The sequence below is a fragment of the Polymorphospora sp. NPDC051019 genome, from assembly GCF_040683055.1.
GTDB lineage: Bacteria > Actinomycetota > Actinomycetes > Mycobacteriales > Micromonosporaceae > Polymorphospora > Polymorphospora lycopeni.
The window spans coordinates 117263-137403 of the sequence record NZ_JBFBCH010000011.1 but is presented as its reverse complement, the minus strand read 5'-3'; the positions used below and the strand labels follow the sequence as shown (position 1 = coordinate 137403).

The following is a 20141-nucleotide window of genomic DNA, read 5'->3' as shown; positions in this document are numbered from 1 at the left end:
AGGAGGTGCCAGTGACCACATACCGGTGCCCCTCGTGCGGTCGGCAGATCGAACCTGCCCCCGAGTGCCCGCACTGCGGTGAGGCGCAGGGAACGTGGGCCGATGATCTGGCCCGCATCGAGCGGTCGATCGCCGAGATGAAGGCCCGCGACGTGGCGATCGCCAAGGAGCAGAAGCAGATCGCCTCGAAGCTTCAGGCGGCCGTCTTCCAGCGGGACATCCTCGCGCACGCCAACGACAAGCGGGCCAAGGGCGCGACCAAGCCACGCCGGGTGCTGCGTCGCCGGCCCGGGCAGCGCCCACCGACCGCCGACGCCGGCCCGCCACCGCCGTGGCGCATCCCACGGCAGACCGGTGGCGGCGACCGGGACCGGCCTCCACCGCCGCCACCGGACGACGCGCCCCGGGTCGCCGATCTCGACGACCCCGAAGCACGTCCCGAGGCGTCGCAGCGCGAGGTGCAGAACATCCTGCTCGGTCTCGGCGCGCTGCTGCTCGGGGTGGCCGCGGTGGTTTTCGCCGTCGTGGCGATCAGCACGCTCGACACGCTGAGCCGAATGACCATCCTGGTCGCCGCCACCGGGCTGCTGCTGCTCGCGGCGCCGCTGATGGCCCGCCGGGCGCTGACCTCGACCGCCGAGACGCTCGCCGGCGTCGGCCTCCTGCTGGTGCCGCTGACCGGCTACGCGCTGTGGACCGCCGAGTCGGTACGCACCGGTGTGCTGTCCGGGGCCGTGTTCGGCGCGCTGACGTTCGCGGTCGCCGCCGGCATCGCGGCCGCGTACACCTCGGCGACCGGGCTGACCGTGCCCCGCTGGGCGACCGTGCTCGCCGTGCAACCGATCATCCCGCTGCTGGCGTACGACTGGATTCTCGGACCGGCCGGCTGGGCGATCACCCTGAGCGCGGTGGCCGCCCTCGACCTCTACCTCGTCCGACTGTTCGCCCAGCCGGGCCGGCTGGTGCTGCCGCCGTGGCTGGGCCGCCGCCCCGGGCCGGTGGCCGACACCGGGACGGGAGCGGCACCCGCCAGCGCCGAACCCGGCACCGACCGGCCGGAAAGCGCACCGGAAGAGGCCGACGCGGTCGTCACCGCCGAGCCGCCGGGCACCGCGAAACGCCGTGCCCGGGATCCGTTCGGCACCTTGGACGCCGACGACACCGGGCAGGCGTTCGCCGACGTCGACGAAGAGCCCGCGAAACCCCGGCCCGCGGAGCCCGTCGCCGCGGCCGCCCCCGCGACGTTCTGGCTACGTGAGCTGACCTGGGTGCTGCACGGCCTGGCGATCGGTGCCGCGCTGGTCTACGCCGTCGCCGCGCTCGTCGACGCCGACACCGTGCCCGCCGCCGCCCGGGCCGGTGTCACGCTGGTGATCGCCGCCCTGGTCGGGCTGCTCGGCGCCTACACGCTGCGGCAGCCGCCGCTGCCGGATCTGGCCGCCGGCATCCTCACCCTCGCCGTCATCGGGGCCGCCGGCCGGGTGGCGGCTCTCGCCCTGCCCGGCCGCGCGCTGCTGGTCATCGCCGCCGTGATCACACTGACCGGGGTCGGCGTACGCTCCCTGCCCGCCTGGGCCCGGCGCGGGCCGCAGCTGGCCTCGGTCGCCGCTCTCGTCGTCATCGGCGTGGTGGTCGCGGGCAGCGCGATCCGGGCCGCCCTCGCCCCGATCCGGGCCGCGACCCCGGTCTGGGCGGCCGACCTCGTCGACTACCCCCACGTGCTGGCCGAGTCGGTCGCGGCGACCGGATGGCAGCTCGCCGCGACCGCGTTCCTGCTCACCGTCGCCGCCGTCCTGTCGCTGCCGGCGGAGGTGCGCCGGGAGTTCGCCGTCGCCGGCGTGGCCCTCACCGCGCTCGCCGCGCCCGCCTCGCTCGCCCTGCCGTGGTGGGCGGCGCCGTGGCCGCCGGTGCTGGCGGCGATCGGGATCGGCGCGGCCGGGCTGTGGACCGACAGCGACCGGGCCGCCCGGGTGCATCTCGTCGGCGCCGGCCTGGTCGGCTTCGCCGGCGCCGGTGCCGCGCTCGCCCGCCCCGGCCTGACCGCCGCCGCGCTCCTCGCGCTGACCGTCGGCGGTGTGCTCGTCGCCCTGCTGGCCGCCACCGACACGGTCGCCCCGGGCACGGGCGCCGACGTGGTCGGCCCCTGGGCGGCGGGTGGCGCCGCCTTCGCCGCGCCGGGTGCGGTGGCCGCGCTGGTGGCGGCCTCGATACCGGTCGACGCCAACCCGACCACGGGGGAGTTGCAGTCCGCCACCCTGCCGGTGCTCGCCGCGAGCTTCCTCGCCGTCTGCGCCACCCTCGGCTACGCCGCGGTCACCCAGGTCGCGAAGCGGCAGATCAGCCCGCCGCTCGCCCTCGGCAGCGGCCTCGGTGCCCTCGCGGTCGCCGCCGTCGCCTTCGGCGCACCCGGCGCGACGGTGACCGACGCGTGGGTGGCGGCACTGCTCGTCGTGGCCGCCGCCCTCCTCCTGCTCTCCCCGGCGATCGACGCCGGGCGCCGGGCGGACCGGCTCTTCGACGGGCCCGACTTCGCCGCCGCGGCGGCGACCGCCGCCCTGGTGGGCACCCTCGGCCGGATCGCCACGATCCTGCTGCCCGAGGCCGAACTGGTGGTCACCGCCGCGCTGATCCTGGTCGTCGCGTTCGCCGTACGGGCGATGCCGGTGGAGTGGCGGCGCGGCCCGATCCTCGGCGTCACCGTCAGCGGGGCCGTGATCGCCGTGATCGCCGGCTGGACCGCGGTCAGTGGCGGGCTGCGGGTACTGGCCACCCCGGGGGCGATCTGGGCCGGTGACCTCGACGCGTGGCCGGTCGCCGAGGCCGGCGGCACCGGTTGGCAGATGCCCGCCGCCCTGGTGCTGCTGGCCGGCGCCGCCGCGGTGGTGCTCCCCCGCCCGTGGTCGTACGACGTCGCGGGGGTCTGCGTCGCTCTCGCCACCATCGGCACCCCGGCCGCGTTCGGCATGCCGTGGTGGTCACCGATCGTGGTCGGCGGGCTGGTCGCCACCGGCTACGGCATCTTCGCCGTCGCCGCCGCCGATCCACGCGCCGGCCTCACCCGCGCCGCGGTCGCCGCGGCGGTCGCGTTGCACGCGGTCGGCGCGAGCCTCGTCCGGCCGTGGACGACGGCCGCCGCACTCGGGGTGATCGCCCTGGTCGGGACCGTCGTGGCGGTGCTCGCCCGGATGGTCGCCACGCTGCCGGACGACGACGGGCCGGTCGAGTTGCCCTCCGACGCCGACCCGATGCCGCCGCACCTGGCCACGATCGGCGGCGCCGCGACCGGGGGTGCCCTGCTGGCGCTGCCCGGCGCGCTCGCCGCCCTGGCCGCCGAGTTCAACTGGACGGAGGCGGTCGTACTCACCGCCGCGCTCGCCGGGTCGGCCCTGGGCGTGGCGATCCTCGCCCTGGTCAGCCGCGAGGTGCCGCGCTATTTGCCGTACGCGACCATCGGCATCGCGGGTGGCGCCACGGTGACCGCCGCGGTCTCCCTGCCGACCGACGCACCCACCGGCGTGTACGCCGCCGCGGCGGCGCTGCTGGCCGTCCTCGCCGAGTTGCTGCGCGCGGCGACCCCGCCACCCGGTTCCGGGGGCGAGCCGGTGCACCGGTGGACGGTCATGCTCGGCGGGGTGATGCGCCGGCTGCCGGACGCCCCGGTCACCCGGTGGTCGATCAGCCCGGTCCGGGGCGCGATCGTCATCGCCACGGTGCCGACCATCCTCGCGTTCGTCACGATCGCGCCGGCTCTGCTGGCCGCGCTGGTCCAGCCCTACCAGACCCTGTGGCAGATCTGGGAGGGTCCCCCGGCCGGCCCCGGCGCCGCGGTCGTCGAGCCCACGAACGTGCTCACCGCGCTCCTGCTCACCGTCGCGACGGCGCTGGCCGCGGTCGGGTTCAGCGGCGGGCGGCCGACCGAGGCGATCCCGGTCTCGCTGCCCGGCACCGCCCTCACCCTGCTGATCGCGCCGACCTCGCTCGGGCTCGGCTGGCCCAACGCCACCCTGGCCGCTCTCGCCGTGTTCGCGATCGCGATGCTCGGCCTCGCGCTGACCCCGCCACCGCCCGACACCGACCGGGCCCGCCCCGTACGCGTCGCCCGGGTGATCGTCTTCGTGATCGGGCTCGCCGGCGGTGGGGCCGGCCTGGCCGGCAGCCTGGCCACCGCCGACCTGACGCTGCTCGCCCTCGGTGGCGCGGTCGCCGTCGGGGCGGTCGCCGCGATCTTCGGGCGGTCGGCCCGGGCTCGCATCCTGGGCTGGGTGTTCGCCTCGGTCATGGCTCAACTCTTCGTCTTCACGATCGGTGTCGCGGCCGGCTTCGACCCCGCCTGGTCGGCGTTCGGCGTGCTGGGCGTCGGCGCGGTCCTGCTGCTCGTCGCGGCCCGGCTGCCACGACTGCGGCAGCCGGAGGCGACCCGCGAGGCGTCGACGGTGGAGTGGAGCGGGTATTCGGCGGCACTCATCGCGGCGGCGCTGGCATACGACTCCCCCCGCCACGTGGCGGCGTTGCTCGCCGCGTGGGGCGCGGTGCTCGGCGTGGCCGCGATCCGGTCGGGGCGGGGTCCGATGGAGCGCCGCATCCTGTTCTGGGCGGCGGTGGGCTGTGAGATCAGCGCCTGGTGGCTGCTCATGGGACTCGCCGACGTGGCGCTGCCGGAGGCCTACACACTGCCCTTCGCGGTGCTCGCGCTGCTGGTCGGGCTCATGGAGTTGCGCCAGCGCTCCGACCTGGGCAGTTGGGCGGCGTTCGGACCGGCCCTGGTGGCCGCGTTCCTGCCCAGTCTGGTGATCATGATCGCGACCGACACCAGCACCACACGGCGGGTGCTGCTTCTGTTCGGCGCGGTCGCCACCCTCATCGTCGGCTCGGTGACCCGCCGGCAGGCCCCGGTCGTCACCGGGGCGATCGCGACCGCCCTGGTGGCCCTGCACGCGCTGACCCTGGCCGGCGGCTGGTGGCTGCTGATCCCGACCGGCATCGTGCTGGTCGCACTCGGCGCCAGCAACGAGCGCCGGCGCCGCACCCAAGATCGGGTCCGGGGGGCGCTCTTCAGGATGAAATGATTGATTCGGATGGTCATCGGGCGTTGGTCGGTGGTTGCGCAGGCCACGTGCCGGGTTTGACCGGACGCTACGCAGGGCCACGTGGCGGGTTTTACCGGGCGTTAGGCAGGCCACGTGTGCAGGGGTTGGCCGGCGCTTGCCGTAGCACCGGCTCGGTGGCGTGAGTGGCGGGCGGCCTCAGGCGGTTGGTGCCGGCCGGGTGGTCAGAGTGGCGCGCAGGGCGGCGTCCTTCTCGGCGACCAGTGCCTCCAGGCCCGCCTGGAAGGCGACCATCCGGGCCCGCAGATCCGGGTCGGTGGCGGCGAGCATCCGTACGGCGAGCAGCCCCGCGTTACGCGCCCCGCCGATGGACACGGTGGCGACCGGCACGCCGGCCGGCATCTGGACGATGGACAGCAGCGAGTCCATGCCGTCGAGGTGCTTCAGCGGCACCGGCACCCCGATCACCGGCAGCGGCGTCACCGAGGCGACCATCCCGGGCAGGTGGGCGGCGCCACCGGCACCGGCGATGATCACCTTGAGGCCCCGGTCGGCGGCGGCGCGACCGTACTCGATCATCGCGACCGGAGTGCGGTGCGCGGACACGACCCCGACCTCGAAGCCGACCCCGAACTCGTCGAGCGCGTCGGCGGCCGCCTTCATCGTCGGCCAGTCCGAGTCACTGCCCATGATCAGGCCAACGGCGGTCATGCCTCGCTCCCCTCACGCAGCCAGCGCGCGGCGCGTGCCGCCCGGGCCCGTACGTCGGTCAGGTCCTCGCCGAGCACGGTCACGTGCCCGATCTTGCGGCCGGGTCGCACCTGCTTGCCGTAGAGGTGGACCTTGACGCCCGGATCGGCGGCGAACAGGTGGTGCAGCCGTTCGTCGATCGGCATCCCGCCATCGGGGCCACCGAGCACGTTGGCCATCACCACGACCGGCGCGGCCAGCGCGGTCTCGCCCATCGGATAGTCGAGGACGGCCCGCACGTGCTGCTCGAACTGCGACGTCCGGGCCCCCTCGATGGTCCAGTGCCCGGAGTTGTGCGGCCGCATCGCCAGCTCGTTGACCACCAGCCGGGCGGCGCCGTCCGGCCCGGTGGCCTCGAAGAGTTCGACGGCGAGCAGGCCGACGACGCCGAGCGAGGTGGCGATGTCGATCGCCAACTGCTGGGCGCTGAGAGCCAGGTCTTCGGGCAGGTCGGGGGCGGGCGCCAGCACCTCGACGCAGATGCCGTCGCGCTGCACCGTCTCGACGACCGGGTAGACGGCGACCTGGCCGAACGGCGACCGGGCCACCTGCACCGCCAGTTCCCGGCGCAGGTCGACCCGCTCCTCGGCGATCAGCTCGGTGCCGCTGGCAAACAACTCGGCGGCCTCGTCCGGGCCGGCCAGCAGCCACACGCCCCGGCCGTCGTACCCGCCCCGGGTCGCCTTCACGATCAGCGGCCAGCCGACCTCGGCGCCGAAGCCGGCGAGGTCGTCGGGCCCGGCCAGTGAACGCCAGCGGGGCACCGGCGCGCCGAGCTGCGCCAGCCGCTCGCGCATCGCCCGCTTGTCCTGGGCGTACAGCAGCGCGTCCGAGCCCGGATAGAGGCGTACGCCTTCGGCCTCCAGGGTCCGGATGTGTCCGGTGGGCACGTGTTCGTGGTCGAAGGTGACGACGTCGCAGCCCTTGGCGAAGGTGCGCAGCGCGGCGAGGTCGGTGTGGTCGCCGTACTGCACGTCGGCGGCGACGAGTGCGGCGCCGTCCTCGGGCGAGGTCGCGAGGACGCGCAGTGACTGGCCGAGGGCGATGGCGGCCTGGTGGGTCATACGGGCCAACTGGCCGCCGCCCACCATGCCGACGGTGGGCAGACCGGTGCGGGTATCCATAACGCGCGCAAGCCTATTACGCGCCACCGCCGGCCCCACCAGGGCCGTCACCGGATCAGGTCAGTTGGGCGACCAGGTCGGCGGCGTCGGTGACCGGGCGGTCGCAGACGAAGCCGCGGCAGACGTACGCGGTGGGTCGGCCGTCGACCCGTGGCCGGCTGGCGAGCAGTGGTACGCCCGACCGGTCCGGCTCCCCGGCGACGATCACCGCCCCGGGTGGGGCGTGCCGGTGGGCCGCCTCGACCAGCGGGTCGCCGGCGGGGTCGTCGGTGACGACGGCGATCTCGTACGGCCCCGACAGCAGCGCCTCGCCGACCGCGGCCGCGTAGCCGGTGAAGCGGGCGTGCCGGGCGACGATCGGCGCGATGGTCGCCAGCGCCGTCTCCGCCGCCTGCCGGTAGCGCGGCTCCCCGGTCAGCGCCGAGTACGTCACCAGCGCAGCGACCAGCGCCGACTGGCCGGACGGGGTGGCGTTGTCGGTCGGGTCGGCGGGCCGGGTGACCAGTTGTTCGGCGTCGTCGGCGGTGTCGTAGAACCCGCCGGCACCGGTGGCGAACCGGGCCAGCGCGGTGTCGAGCAGCTGCCCGGCCAGCGCCAACCACCGACCGTCGCCGGTGAGCTGGTGTACGGCGGCGAACGCCTCCGCCACGCAGCCGTGGTCTTCCAGCACCCCGGCCGGGTCGCCGACCACCCCGTCCCGGGAGACCCGGCGCAGCCGCCCGTCGACGACGTGCCGGTCGGCGAGCACCCCGGCGATCCGGACGGCGGCGTCGCCGGCGGCGGTGTCACCGGTCAGTACGGCGTATTCGGCGAGCGCGGTCACCGCGAGCCCGTTCCAGGAGGCGACCACCTTGTCGTCGCGGGCCGGCTGCGGTCGGGCCGCCCGGGCGGTGCGGAGCCGTTCCCGGACCCGCCGCCACCGGTCCCGTACGGCCGGGTCGGCGTCGTCGACGTCGCGGGCCAGCCGTAGCACGCTGGTGCCGTGTTCGAAGCTGCCGGTGGCGGTGACGGCGAACAGGTCGGCCGCCCACCGGCCGTCGTCGTCGCCGAGCACCTCGACGAGCTGGTCGGGTGTCCAGGCGTAGGTGGCGCCCTCCACCCCGTCGGTGTCGGCGTCCAGGGCGCTGGCCAGTCCACCGGCCGGCGTGGCGAGGTCACCGAGCAGGAATTCGGTGGTCTCGGCGGCGATCCGGCGGGCCATCGGGTCGCCGGTGAGTCGCCACAGCTGGGTGTAGACCCGCAGCAGCAGCGCGTTGTCGTAGAGCATCTTCTCGAAGTGCGGCACGGTCCAGTGCGCGTCGACCGAGTAGCGGGCGAACCCGCCGGCGAGCTGGTCGTAGATGCCGCCGCGGGCCATCGCCTCGGCGGTGTGCCGGACGAGTTCGAGGCTCTGCCGGTCGCCGGTGCGCTGGTGGTGGCGCAGCAGGAAGAGCAGGTTCATGTGCGGCGGGAACTTCGGGGCGCCGCCGAACCCGCCGTTGGTGCCGTCGTACTCCTTGGCGAGCTGGGTCGCGGCGGCGTCCAGCAGCTCGGCGGTGAGCGGCGCCGCCGGGCCGCCGACCGCCTGGGCCCCTCCGATCGCCTGGACCAGCGCGGCGCCCTGCTCGACCACCGCGTCACGCTGGTCCCGCCACGCGGTGGTCACCGATTCGAGCAGCCGTACGAAGTTGGCACGCGGGTAGTACGTGCCGCAGAAGAACGGGGTGCCGTCCGGCGTCGCGAAGACCGTCATCGGCCAGCCGCCCTGGCCGGTCATCGCCTGCGTGGCGGTCATGTAGACGGCGTCGACGTCGGGCCGCTCCTCCCGGTCGACCTTGATCGAGACGAAGTTGTCGTTCAGCAGCCGGCCGACCGCCTCGTCCTCGAACGATTCGTGCGCCATCACGTGACACCAGTGGCAGGCCGCGTAGCCGACCGAGATCAGCACGGGTACGTCGCGCCGCCGCGCCTCCTCGAACGCCTCGGCACACCACGGCCACCAGTCCACCGGGTTGTCGGCGTGCTGCTGCAAATACGGTGAGGTCGCGCCACCGAGCCGGTTCATGCGTCCAACCTCTCACACCGGCCCGCCCGACGCCCGCCTCCACCCCGACGACGCCCGCCTCCACCCCGACCACGGAGGTCCGGGGGTCGGCTAACGCTGCGTTCTATAGCGTTTTCGCTAGAACGCGGACATGACGATGAGGGCCAGCCCGAAGGCCGGCCCTCATCAGGTCTGTTCAGTTGGGCATCGCGGGGATCAGGCGGAGTAGCCGCGCGAGGCGATCCAGTCGGCCAGCGCGTCGGTGCTGATCCAGTACTCGCCCTTGTCCGACCACGAGTCACCGATCTTGACCTTGTCGCCGCCGTCGGCGTACCCGGTCACGGCGATGTAGTGGCCGCCCTCGTACGAGTGCCGGTCGCCGTCCACGTCCGCCGCGCTACCCGCGACGTTCGCCACCACGGCACGCTGGTCGTCAACCGCCCGCACCACGTCGGTCCGCAGCTGGTCGGTCTGCCCCTGGTCGGCCTGGGCACCGCTGATCTCCACGGTCCGGTAGTCCTTACCGGTCACGTCCTTCAGCACCCGGGTGGTCTCGACCGCGGAGTCGGTACCCGCCTCGGTCGTGCCCAGCTTGCGGGCCATCTCGTCCTGGCTGAAGTCCTTACCCTGCGCGGAGAGCGCCATCTTGGTCGCGGCCGGGGCACAGTAGTAGTAGGTCTCCTGGAACTCGTAGTCGAAGTCGAGTTCCTTGGCACTGGTGCGCTTGTCCTGGCTGACCGCCGCGACGGTGGTGGTCGGCTTGTCGGCGGTCGGGGTGGCCGCGTGGGCCATGGTGGCCGGGCCGGCGACCACGCCGCCTGCCATGGCCAGCCCGGCGACGCCGAGGGCGGCCTTGCGGATGACCGGAGCCTGGAAGACGGTGGGGATCCACTGCTTGATGGGGGTCATGTTGCACACCTCTCTCGTCCCGGGGGAAGGGATGGGGGGAAGATGCGGTCCGGCCGGGGGTTGGCAGGACCTGTGCGCGTCCGTGCTTGGTACCGGAGCGAACTCACATAACCGCGGGGACCCGGTCGGCATTCCGCCGGGCACCGATCCGCGGCGCGCTACCACGTCGAGCGGGGTACATAACCGCGGGCGCCCGGCCGGCATTCCGGCGGGGCTGACCCGGTCGCGGTTCGTGGTTCCGGGGTCGTGCGGGGAGACATAACCACGCGGGCCGGGCCGGCATTCCGGCCGCCGCCACCCGGCGGGTCTTGCGAACACGTCCGGTCGGTGCTACCGGCTCGCGTGGATGGCATAACCACCCCGGCCCGCCCGCCATTCCGCCACGGCACCCCGGGGGCCACCCAAATATCGGACATCCAGCACATCAGGCGCAATACGTCACGTAACCCGCCGCACTCTTTCGCGACATCGCAGCCATTCCGCCCGGTCAGGCGGAAACTACGAGACGCCGTCCACCCGCAGCGGCAGGATCTGCGCCTGCGCCGAGTCGGACATGTTGCGCAACACCGCCACGATCTTGTCTGCGGGCATCGGCCTGAAGAAGTGGTAGCCCTGCGCCGAGGTGCAGCCCAGCGCGGCGAGCGCGGTCCGCTGGTCGGCCGTCTCCACCCCCTCGGCGACGACCCGCAGGCCCAGTTCGTGGGCCAACTCGACGGTGGTCCGGACAATCGCCGCGGCTTCCGGCGAATCGACCATACCGATCACAAAGGACCGGTCGACCTTGAGTTCGTGTACGGCGATCCGGGCCAGGAAGCTGAGCGACGAGAAACCGGTGCCGAAGTCGTCGACCGCAAGCTGAACGCCCAACGCCCGCAGGTCGGCCAGCACGTCGTCGATCACGTCGAGTTCGCTCATCACGACCGTCTCGGTGATCTCGAGGACGAGACGGTGGGCCGGCACCTGGTGGCGGCGCAGCGACTCGCCGACCTCGGCGGGCAAGCGCTGGTCGAGCAGGCTGCGGGCCGACAGGTTGACCGAGATCGGTACGTCGAGGCCGGCGCGGGCCCACTCGGCCGCGACCGTGAGCGCCCGGTCGACGACGTACCGGGTGAACGGGGCGAGCAGGTCGCTGCCCTCGACGGCCCGTACGAAGTCGCCGGGGCCGAGCGTGCCCCGCCGCGGGTGGTGCCAGCGGATGAGGGCCTCGACGCCGGTCGGCTCGCCGGTGACCAGGTCGACCGCGGGTTGCAGGTGCAGCACGAGCTGGTTGTCGACGGCGAGCGCCTCGCGCAGCTCGGCCAGCAGGGCGAGCTGGTCGGTGCTGGCCGCGTCCCGGCCGCTGTCGTACGAGGCGATGTTGCTGCCGCCGTTCTTGGCCTGGTACATGGCGATGTCGGCCCGGCGCAGCAGCTCGGTCATGTCGGCGGCACCGGCACCGGCGACGACCACGCCGACGGACGCCTCCACCGACATCTTGACCCCGGCGACCTCGACCGGCACGGCGAGCCGCTCGACGATGTCCCGGGCCCGGCGCATCGCCGCCGGCAGGCTGGAGCCACTGCCCGCGGTGTCGGCGCGTACGGGCACGGCGGTGACCAGGAGGGCGAACTCGTCGCCGCCGAGCCGGCCGAGCAGTTCGCCGGGTCGCATGCTGGCCTTGAGGCGGCCGGCGGTCACCTGGAGCAGTTCGTCACCGGCCGCGTGCCCGAGCGTGTCGTTGACCTCTTTGAAGTTGTTGATGTCGAGCAGCAGCAGGGCGACCGGATGCTCGTGGGTGAGCCGGTGCAGCGCGACGTCGCCCTTGCTGAGCATGGCCGCCCGGTTCACCAGCTTGGTGAGCGGGTCGTGCACCGCCTCGTATGCCGACCGGGAGGTCAGGATGCGCAGCTCGCGGTGGATGATCGCGTCGTGCAGCGCGGTGGCCAGCGCCGCACCGAAGATCGACAACGCGGCCTCTTCGCGGTGTCCCGGGGTGGCCGCGCGGGAGAACCTGACCCGCAGGTCGCCGACCCTCGTGCCGCCCGCGGTCAGCTCGACGTTGTGCAGTTGGTCGTCGGCGTGGGGGCGGGTGTCGGCCGGAATGGCCCGTACGGCGAGTTCGCCGTCGGAAGCCAGCCGGTAACGCCGCCGGCTGCCGTCGGCCCGGGTGACGTCGAGTTCGACGCGTTCGGCCCGGAACACCCGGTTGGCGGACTCGAGCGCGGCGCTGACGACGGCCCGTTCGTCGAGCCGGTTGAGGCCGCCGACGGCGGTGGCGAGGGTGCTCCACGCCTCCCGTTCGTCGTCGGCCCGGAACCGGTGCAGGTAGGTCTGTTGCAGCAGCCAGAGCGCCGGCGGCACCAGCAGCAGCCAGCGGGGATCACTGTCGATCATGACGATCGCGGCCAGGCCGACGAGGACGTTGCCGGCGAACATCAGCAGTTTCCCGCGCAGGATGCGCAGCAGCAGCGGTCCGGCCGGCCGCCGGTAGCGGATCACCATGGTGACGGTGGCGAGTGCCGTCGTGGTCGCCAGGTAGGTCGCCGCCCCGAGAAGCAGTGCACCAGCCAGCGTCGGCGACAGCGGTGCCCCGAGCGGCGGGGCGAGCGCCTGGGTGACGGCGGCGGCGACTCCGACCGCCGTGGTCAGCGACGCGACGCAGTGCAGCACCTCGAGCACGCCGCGACGGCCGTCGAGGGCCGCCAGGATGCTCCAGGCGACCCCGGCGCCGACGAGGGTGGCGGCGGGCAGCCAACCGGCGGGCACCAGGTGCAGCCCGACGATCAGGGCGGCTTCGCCCCAGGTGACGCTGACACCGCCGGAGCCGACCCGCAGCCGCAGCCGGGCCAACTGGCCGGCGGCGAAGACCACGGCCACGATTCCCAGCCTGGCCAGCAGGTCGGACGTTCCACCCGGGCTGCCGCCCGCGAAGATGGGGCCGAGCACCACGGCGGTGATCGCGAGGGTCAGGACCGCGCCGGTCAGCGGGACGATCCTGCGCAGACCGGACGGCGCGGATGATGGGGCGGGCCACGCCTGGCCCGACGTCACGGACCGCCTCCGTCTGCCGGCCGCCGGCACGGCGGGGCCGCCACCGCCCCGGACGACGACCGCGCGGCGGATCGGATGCTCATCGGCGCCCCCCTTCCGCGCGCGGCATCGGGAGTGTTGGTCCCCCCGGCGGAAGGCTAAGCCAAAGCGCAAGGGTGCAACAGGGGGCGTCGTGCCCTTTTGCCCGAACCGTGGTCGTGGACGTGGCCACCGCCCAGATGGTGGACACCCGCGACCGTTTCGGAGGGAACTCTATCGACGGGTTTGCTGTTGCGTCGAATCCGTCGGCTCACCGGTCGTCTCGGTCGGCCGGACCCCGGCATCGACCGCCACGGCCCCGGCGTCGACCGCCGTGGGCCGCGCGTCCGCGCCGGGGGCCGGGAACTGCTCGGGCAGCCGGCGCAGGCGGCTGTTCATGTTGCGGATCAGCAGCACCGTCGCGATCGCGAGCAGGATGATGAGAAAGAGCCCCATGGGGCCGGCGAGGCCCCCGCTACGGGTGTTGCCGAAGTTGTTCTGGGCCAGCACCTGGGCCGCGGTCAACATGACGGTTCCTCCATCGCGACGTACGCCCGAGCGCACAACGGATCCTGCGCCGGGACCGGGCGCGCCTCCCGCGACCGGTCCGACGTTGTACGTGTGTGCCGTCCACCGTACGCCTGGCCCTGCTCAGCGTGCGTGGATGGTCTCCCGGATACCGGCGAAGAGGTCGGACTCCGGCACCGGGCTGTCGACCATCGAGCGGACCAGTTCGAAGTCCTCGGTCGGCCACGCCTTGCGCTGCACCTCCAGCGGCACGTGGAACCAGAAGCCGTCGGGGTCGACCTGGGTGGCGTGGGCCCGCAGCGCGTCGTCGCGTACCGGGAAGTAGTCGGCGCACTCGATCCGGGTGGTGACCCGGGGCCCCTTGTCCCCCCGGTCCTCCCACTTCTCCAGCCACTCGGCGTACGGCGACTCCAGGCCGGCGGCGAGCATCGCCTCGTGCAGCGCGACCACCCGGGCCTTGGAGAAGCCCATGCAGTAGTAGAGCTTGAGCGGCTGCCACGGGTCGCCCAGATCGGGGAAGCGGTCCGGGTCACCGGCCGCCTCGAACGCGGCGACGCTGATCTTGTGGCACATGATGTGGTCGGGGTGCGGGTAGCCGCCGTCCTCGTCGTAGGTGGTGACGACGTGTGGACGGAACTCGCGCATCAGCCGCACCAGCGGGCCTGCGGCGACCTGCACGTCCTGTAGGCCGAAGCAGCCCTCGGGCAGCGGCGGCAGCGGGTCGCCCTCCGGCAGCCCGGAGTCGACGAAGCCGAGCCAGGCCTGCTCGACGCCGAGGATCGCCCGGGCGGCGTCCATCTCGGCGCGGCGGATCTCGGCGATGTTCTCCCACACGTCCGGCCGGTCGAGCTTGGGGTTGAGCACGCTGCCCCGTTCGCCGCCGGTGCAGGTCACGACCAGCACCTCGACGCCCTCGGCCACGTATTTCGCCATCGTGGCCGCACCCTTGCTCGACTCGTCGTCGGGGTGGGCGTGCACGGCCATGAGGCGCAGTTGCTCTGCCAACGGGACTCCCTAGTCCGTACCCTCGCCGGGCCGGCGTGGCCCGGCACGACACAACTTTTGCAATCGTCGCACCTGTTGCAAGTCAGATCCGCCGCACCCGGTTGACAGCACCCGGCGCATCGGGCCGACGGCGCCCTGCGATGATGGACCTGTCCAGGTAATCCGATGCCACCGACAAGAACGCGGGAGAGCCGACCCGGTGACCGAGACGCGAGCCACAACGCAGCCCGGCGCGTCGATGTTCCCGCCCGGCCGCTACGGGCGGCGGCGGGAGGCCCGCCGGACCCGCCCGTGGGTCGTCGGTGCGCTGGTGGCAGTCCTGGTAATCGTCGGCCTCGGGCTGAGCGTCCGGCTCTACCGGATGTGGGGCGACCCGACCTACGACGCGAAGGTGATCACCTACACCGAGATCACCGACAGCCAGATCCTCGTCGACTTCCAGGTCACCGTGCCCGAGGGCGGCTCGGCGGTCTGCGTACTGCGGGCCCGGTCGCGCGACGGCGCCGAGGTGGCCCGCGAAGAGGTACGCGTCGACGCACCGGCCGGCGAGAAGCACCCCGTCGTACGGCACCGGCTGGCCACCTCGGCCCGGCCGATGATCGGCGAGGTCATGCGCTGCCGCGCCGCTGACTGACAGCAGTCAGGAAATCACTCACCGCTGCGCGGTGTGTTTCGCTGGTAAGTTGGTACTTCTACCTTCACACCGAGCACCCGAACACCTGTCCAGTTACCACGCTGTTCCCAAGCCCACCGAGGAGATCGTCTGTGTCCACGACCGACCGCGAGGCGCCCGCCACCTGGCTGTCCCAGGACGCGTACGACCGCCTGCAAGCCGAGCTCAACGAGCTGATCGCCGCCCGACCGGTGATCGCCGCGGAGATCAACGCCCGTCGCGAAGAGGGTGACCTGCGCGAGAACGGCGGCTACCACGCCGCCCGTGAAGAGCAGGGCAAGCAGGAGGGTCGGATTCGCTACCTGCAGGAACTGCTCCGCACAGCGCAGGTCGGCGAGGCACCGGCCGCCGACAAGGTCGCACCCGGCACGGTCGTGACGATCTACTTCGACGAGGACAGCAGCGACACCGAGACCTTCCTGCTCGGTTCGCGGGAGATCTCGGCCACCACCGACCTGACCGTCTACAGCCCGGAGTCCGCCCTGGGCAAGGCGATCCTCGGCAGCGGTGCCGGCCAGACCGTCACCTACACCGCGCCGAGCGGCGCGGACATCAAGGTCACCGTCGTCAAGTTCGAGCCGTACGGCGGCTGACCACATGTCGGCGGCCGGTGGTCGTGGACTCCCGCGACCACCGGCCGGCCCGACCGGCCCGGCCGCTCAGGCCGGCGGTGCCGAGATCTCGACGGTGTAGCCGCTGCCCCGCAACGCGGCCACCAGGCGCTCGGAATGATCCGCGCCACGGGTCTCCACCGACAGCGCCACCTCCACCTCCCCCAGCCGCAGCAACGGGTTCTGCCGCAGATGCACGACGTCGACGACGTTCGCCCGCTGCTCGGCGATCTGCGACAGCAGCGACGCCAACTGCCCGGGCCGGTCCACACAGCGCACCGTGAAGCGCAGGAACCGGCCCGCCGCGGCCAGCCCGTGCTCGATGACCCGCAGCAGCAGCAGCGGATCGATGTTGCCGCCCGACAGGACCGCCACCACCGGCGACCCGACGGTCGCCGTACCGGCCAGCAGGGCCGCCACCCCGGCCGCGCCGGCCGGCTCGACCACCTGCTTGCCGCGCTCCAGCAGCATCAGCAGCGCCCGGGAGATGTCCTCCTCCGACACCGTCACGATGTCGTCGACCAGCTTGCTCACGTGCGCGAACGTCAGGTCACCCGGACGGCCGACCGCGATGCCGTCGGCGATCGTGGCGTAGTGCGACAACCGCACCGGCCCGCCCGCCAGGAGCGAGGGCGGGTACGCCGCCGCACCCCTGGCCTGCACCCCGACCACCCGCACGTCCGGGCGCAGCGCCTTGGCCGCGACCGCGATACCGGAGATCAGGCCGCCGCCACCGACCCCGGCCACGATCGTCTCGACCTCCGGGCACTGTTCCAGGATCTCCAGCGCCACCGTGCCCTGCCCGGCGATGACGTCGTGGTGGTCGAACGGGTGGATGAACACCGCCCCGGTGCGCTCCGCGAACTCCCGGGCCGCGACCAGCGACTCGTCGACGGTGTTGCCGACCAGTTCGATCCGGGCGCCGTACCCCTTGGTGGCGACGACCTTCGGCAGCGGCGCACCCACCGGCATGAACACTGTGGACGGGATGCCGAGCAGTCCGGCGGCCAGCGCGACCCCCTGGGCGTGGTTGCCGGCGCTGGCGGCCACCACACCACGGGCCCGCTCGTCCGGTGCCAGCCGGGCGATCCGGACGTAGGCGCCCCGCACCTTGTACGAGCCGGCCCGCTGTAGGTTCTCGCACTTGAGCCAGACCGGGCCGCCGAGGGCGGCGCTGAGCGGTCGCGACGGTTCGAGGGGGGTGGTCCGGGTCACCCCGGTAAGCAGTTCCCGCGCGGCCTCGACGTCGGCGAGTCCGACCAGCTCAGTCATGCCCTGATCGTCGCATCACCGGCCGGGACCGCAACCGCGGGCACCGTCCACGGCGAGCGGTCAGACCGTACGGGTGGGAACCTTCGGCCAGCCCGGCGCGTGCCGGGACCACGGGGCGGCCATCTCGAACTGACCGGCGACGGCGAGCAGCAGCAGTTCGCTGCCGGGTGGGCCGGTGAGCTGCACGGCGACCGGCAGCCCGTCCGGGCGCACTCCGACCGGCACCACCAGCGACGGCAGCCCGGCGATGTTCCACGGCGCGGCGAACGGGGCGTATCTGATGCTGGCCGTGAGGTTGGCCCGCCACGACCGGCCGGCCCAGCCGCCGGCCGCCGGCGGCGCACCGGCCAGTGCCGGGGTCAGCAGCACGTCGATCGAGTTGTCGGTGAAGAACCCGATCGACTTCTCCCGCCAGGCGGTGCGGTCGGCCTCGCGTACGTAGCCACGCCGCTGCGCCCACTCGCCCAGCGACGCGTGCCGGCGGGTACGCGGCTGCAGGGTGCGCGGGTCGAGGCCGCCGGCCCGGACGTCGCTGGCCGCCGCCGCCAGCCAGGTGGCGACACCGCGCAGGCCGATCGAGGTCGGATAGACCGGGTCGAGGGTGACGGTGTCGTGGCCGGCGTCCACGAGCAGCCGGACGGCGGTCGCGACCGCGTCCCGGTTGGGCTGGTCGGCGCGTACGCCCAGGACCGGCGACCGCAGCGACATCGCGACCCGCAGCCGGCGCGGCTCGACGAGCTTCTCCGGCCGGCGGCCGGCGAGGACCGCGAACCCGACGGCGGCGTCGGCGACCGTGGTGGCCAGGATGCCGTGCTCGGTCAGGCCGAACCAGTCCTCGGGGCCGAGCTGGCAGGGCACCACTCCCCGGCCGGGCTTCAGGCCGATCAGGCCGCAGCAGGCGGCCGGGATCCGGATCGAACCGAGCCCGTCGTTGGCGTGCGCGATCGGGACCATGCCGGCGGCGACGGCGGCCGCCGCGCCACCCGACGACCCGCCCGGGGTCCGGTCGGTGCGCCACGGGTTACGGGTCACCGAGGTGCCGTCGTCGGTGACCGCCCACAGGCCGAGTTCCGGCATCCGGGTCACCCCGAGCACCACCGCCCCGGCGCCACGCAGGCGGCGTACGACCTCGTGGTCGTCCTCGGCGACCGGACTGCGGGCCGCCGCGGACCCGTTCCAGGTCGGCAGGCCGGCCACCGCGGTGTTCTCCTTCACCGCGACCGGCACCCCGGCCAGCGGCAGGTTGGCCAGCTCCTCCTGCTCGTCGACCTTCTCCGCCTCGACGATCGCCTCGCCGCCGCGCACCGCGCGGAAGGCGGACACCACCGGATCGGCGGTGGCGACGTGGTCGAGGTGGTCGGCGACCACCTGCGTCGCGGACGCGTCGCCGCGACGGACCGCCCGCGCGATCTGTTTCGCGGTCGCACCTACCCAGGTCGGCACGATGTCCTGCACGGCCACCTCCCCATCGGCCTTGCAATTATGCGGCGGTGCGGCCGCCCCCGCCCGGCCGGGGCGGCAGCGCCCGGCCGGGGTCCCCGGCCGGGCGTCGGATCAGCCGAGCGCCTGCGCCAGGTCGGCGAGCAGATCGTCGACCGTCTCGATGCCGACCGACAGTCGCACGAGATCGGCGGGAACCTCAAGGGGCGACCCGGCCGCACTCGCGTGCGTCATCCGACCCGGGTGCTCGATCAGGGACTCGACCCCGCCGAGCGACTCGGCGAGCACGAAGACCTTGGTCCGGTTGCAGATCTCGACGGCGTGCGCCTCGCCGCCGGTCGCCCGGAACGACACCATCCCGCCGAAGCGGCGCATCTGCTTGGCCGCCGTCTCGTGCCCGGGGTGGTCGGGCAGGCCCGGGTACAGCACCTGCGCCACCGCCTTGTGCCGGGTCAGGAACTCGGCGACCCGCTCGGCGTTGTCGCAGTGCCGGTCCATCCGTACGCCGAGGGTCTTGACCCCGCGCAGGGTGAGCCAGGCGTCGAACGGGCCGTTGATCGCGCCCATCGCGTTCTGGTGGTAGGCCAGTTCGGCGCCGAGTTCGGCGTCGGCGGTGACCAGGGCGCCACCGACCACGTCGGAGTGTCCGCCGACGTATTTGGTGGTGGAGTGCACGACGACGTCGGCGCCGAGGACGAGCGGCTGTTGCAGGTAGGGCGAGGCGAAGGTGTTGTCGACCACGAGCCGGGCCCCCGCGTCGTGGGCCACCGTCGCGAGGGCGGCGATGTCGGCGATGCCGAGCAGTGGATTGGTCGGGGTCTCCAGCCAGACCAGCTTCGTCCGCCCCGGCTCGATCGCGGCCCGGACGGCGTCGACGTCGGACACCTTCGCGGCCGTCCAGCTCACCCCCCACCGCTGCGCCACCCGGGCGAAGAGCCGGTAGGTGCCGCCGTACGCGTCGTCGGGGATCACCACGTGGTCGCCGGGCTGGCAGACGGTGCGCAGGAGGGTGTCCTCGGCCGCCAGCCCGCTGGCGAACGCGAGGGCGGTGTGCCCGGCCTCCAGCGCCGCCAGGCACTGCTGCAACGCGTCGCGGGTCGGGTTGCCGGACCGGCTGTATTCGTAGCCCTCGCGCGGCGCGCCGACGCCGTCCTGCGCGTAGGTGCTGGTCTGGAAGATGGGGGGCACCACCGCCCCGGTGCGGGGCTCCGGCTTCTGGCCGGCATGGATGGCGAGGGTCTCAAAGCCGTACGTCATGGATGCGAGGCTAGTCTCATCGGGTGTCGGGGTGCGTCTTCTGTCGAATCGTGGCGGGATCGGTGCCGTCGTTCCAGGTCGTCGGGGAACCCTCCGGCGTGGCGTTCCTCGACTCCCGCCCGGTCTTCCGCGGGCACGTGCTGGTGGTGCCCAGACCGCACCTCGAGACGTTGACCGACCTGCCCGAGGCGGACCTGGCCGGCTACTTCGGACTGGTCCGCCGGGTCGCGGCGGCCGTCGAGTCGGGTCTCGACGCCGGCGGCACCTTCGTGGCGATGAACAACCGGGTGTCGCAGTCCGTCCCCCATCTGCACACCCACGTCGTACCCCGTACGAAGGGCGACGGGCTGCGCGGCTTCTTCTGGCCCCGGACCCGCTACGACGACGACGGGCAGGCCGCGACGTACGCCGCCCGGATCGGCGCCGCGGTTGCCCCGCCGACCAGGGGGTAAGTGC

Annotated in this window: 14 protein-coding genes; 4 read left to right on the top strand and 10 right to left on the bottom strand. The window is 73.5% G+C overall.

Annotated elements, in window-relative coordinates:
* The first annotated feature begins 11 nt into the window (after positions 1–11).
* Positions 12–5066: a zinc ribbon domain-containing protein gene (locus AB0M79_RS20680; protein ID WP_364215928.1), complete on the top strand. Its 5055-nt coding sequence runs from the start codon at positions 12–14 to the stop codon at positions 5064–5066.
* A 177-nt stretch (positions 5067–5243) separates the two neighbouring features.
* Here AB0M79_RS20680 and purE read toward each other — a convergent pair whose 3' ends face one another.
* The 7 genes from purE to mca all read right to left on the bottom strand — a co-directional run bounded on the left by purE (position 5244) and on the right by mca (position 14432).
* Positions 5244–5756 carry a 5-(carboxyamino)imidazole ribonucleotide mutase gene (gene purE / locus AB0M79_RS20675; protein ID WP_364215925.1) on the bottom strand — a complete coding sequence of 171 codons (513 nt, stop codon included), beginning with the start codon at positions 5754–5756 and terminating at the stop codon, positions 5244–5246.
* The gene (locus AB0M79_RS20670) at positions 5753–6919 is read right to left on the bottom strand and encodes a 5-(carboxyamino)imidazole ribonucleotide synthase (protein WP_364215922.1); all 1167 of its coding nucleotides are present in this window, start codon (positions 6917–6919) and stop codon (positions 5753–5755) included. The genes purE and AB0M79_RS20670 overlap by 4 nt, the downstream gene beginning before the upstream one ends.
* Before the next feature lie 55 nt (positions 6920–6974).
* On the bottom strand, positions 6975–8963 hold the full coding sequence (locus AB0M79_RS20665) for a thioredoxin domain-containing protein (RefSeq protein WP_364215919.1): 1989 nt from the start codon (positions 8961–8963) through the stop codon (positions 6975–6977).
* Between the two features lie 195 nt (positions 8964–9158).
* Positions 9159–9851: a C39 family peptidase gene (locus AB0M79_RS20660; RefSeq protein ID WP_357533825.1), complete on the bottom strand. Its 693-nt coding sequence runs from the start codon at positions 9849–9851 to the stop codon at positions 9159–9161.
* A 498-nt stretch (positions 9852–10349) separates the two neighbouring features.
* Positions 10350–12881 carry an EAL domain-containing protein gene (locus tag AB0M79_RS20655; protein WP_364215915.1) on the bottom strand — a complete coding sequence of 844 codons (2532 nt, stop codon included), beginning with the start codon at positions 12879–12881 and terminating at the stop codon, positions 10350–10352.
* Positions 12882–13133: 252 nt separating this feature from the next.
* Complete coding sequence (locus tag AB0M79_RS20650) at positions 13134–13427, bottom strand: hypothetical protein (protein ID WP_364215912.1); 294 nt, start codon at positions 13425–13427, stop codon at positions 13134–13136.
* Between the two features lie 123 nt (positions 13428–13550).
* Positions 13551–14432 (bottom strand): mycothiol conjugate amidase Mca, encoded by an 882-nt coding sequence (gene mca, locus AB0M79_RS20645; RefSeq protein ID WP_364215909.1) that lies wholly within the window; start codon positions 14430–14432, stop codon positions 13551–13553.
* Positions 14433–14631: 199 nt separating this feature from the next.
* Here mca and AB0M79_RS20640 point away from each other — a divergent pair, with 199 nt between their 5' ends.
* Together AB0M79_RS20640 and greA are read left to right on the top strand one after the other, a co-directional pair.
* Positions 14632–15066, top strand: coding sequence for a DUF4307 domain-containing protein (locus AB0M79_RS20640; protein WP_364215906.1), 435 nt, complete (start codon positions 14632–14634; stop codon positions 15064–15066).
* Between the two features lie 131 nt (positions 15067–15197).
* Complete coding sequence (greA, locus tag AB0M79_RS20635; RefSeq protein WP_357533832.1) at positions 15198–15698, top strand: transcription elongation factor GreA; 501 nt, start codon at positions 15198–15200, stop codon at positions 15696–15698.
* 66 nt (positions 15699–15764) lie between these two features.
* Here greA and ilvA read toward each other — a convergent pair whose 3' ends face one another.
* The 3 genes from ilvA to AB0M79_RS20620 form a co-directional block, all read right to left on the bottom strand.
* Positions 15765–16988, bottom strand: coding sequence for a threonine ammonia-lyase (gene ilvA / locus AB0M79_RS20630; protein WP_364215903.1), 1224 nt, complete (start codon positions 16986–16988; stop codon positions 15765–15767).
* Between the two features lie 60 nt (positions 16989–17048).
* Positions 17049–18449 carry an amidase family protein gene (locus tag AB0M79_RS20625; protein WP_364215900.1) on the bottom strand — a complete coding sequence of 467 codons (1401 nt, stop codon included), beginning with the start codon at positions 18447–18449 and terminating at the stop codon, positions 17049–17051.
* A gap of 93 nt (positions 18450–18542) precedes the next feature.
* Positions 18543–19685, bottom strand: a complete 1143-nt coding sequence (locus AB0M79_RS20620; protein ID WP_357533837.1) for a cystathionine gamma-synthase — start codon at positions 19683–19685, stop codon at positions 18543–18545.
* A gap of 23 nt (positions 19686–19708) precedes the next feature.
* Here AB0M79_RS20620 and AB0M79_RS20615 point away from each other — a divergent pair, with 23 nt between their 5' ends.
* Positions 19709–20137 (top strand): HIT family protein, encoded by a 429-nt coding sequence (locus AB0M79_RS20615; protein ID WP_357533839.1) that lies wholly within the window; start codon positions 19709–19711, stop codon positions 20135–20137.
* The last annotated feature ends 4 nt before the right edge of the window (positions 20138–20141 follow it).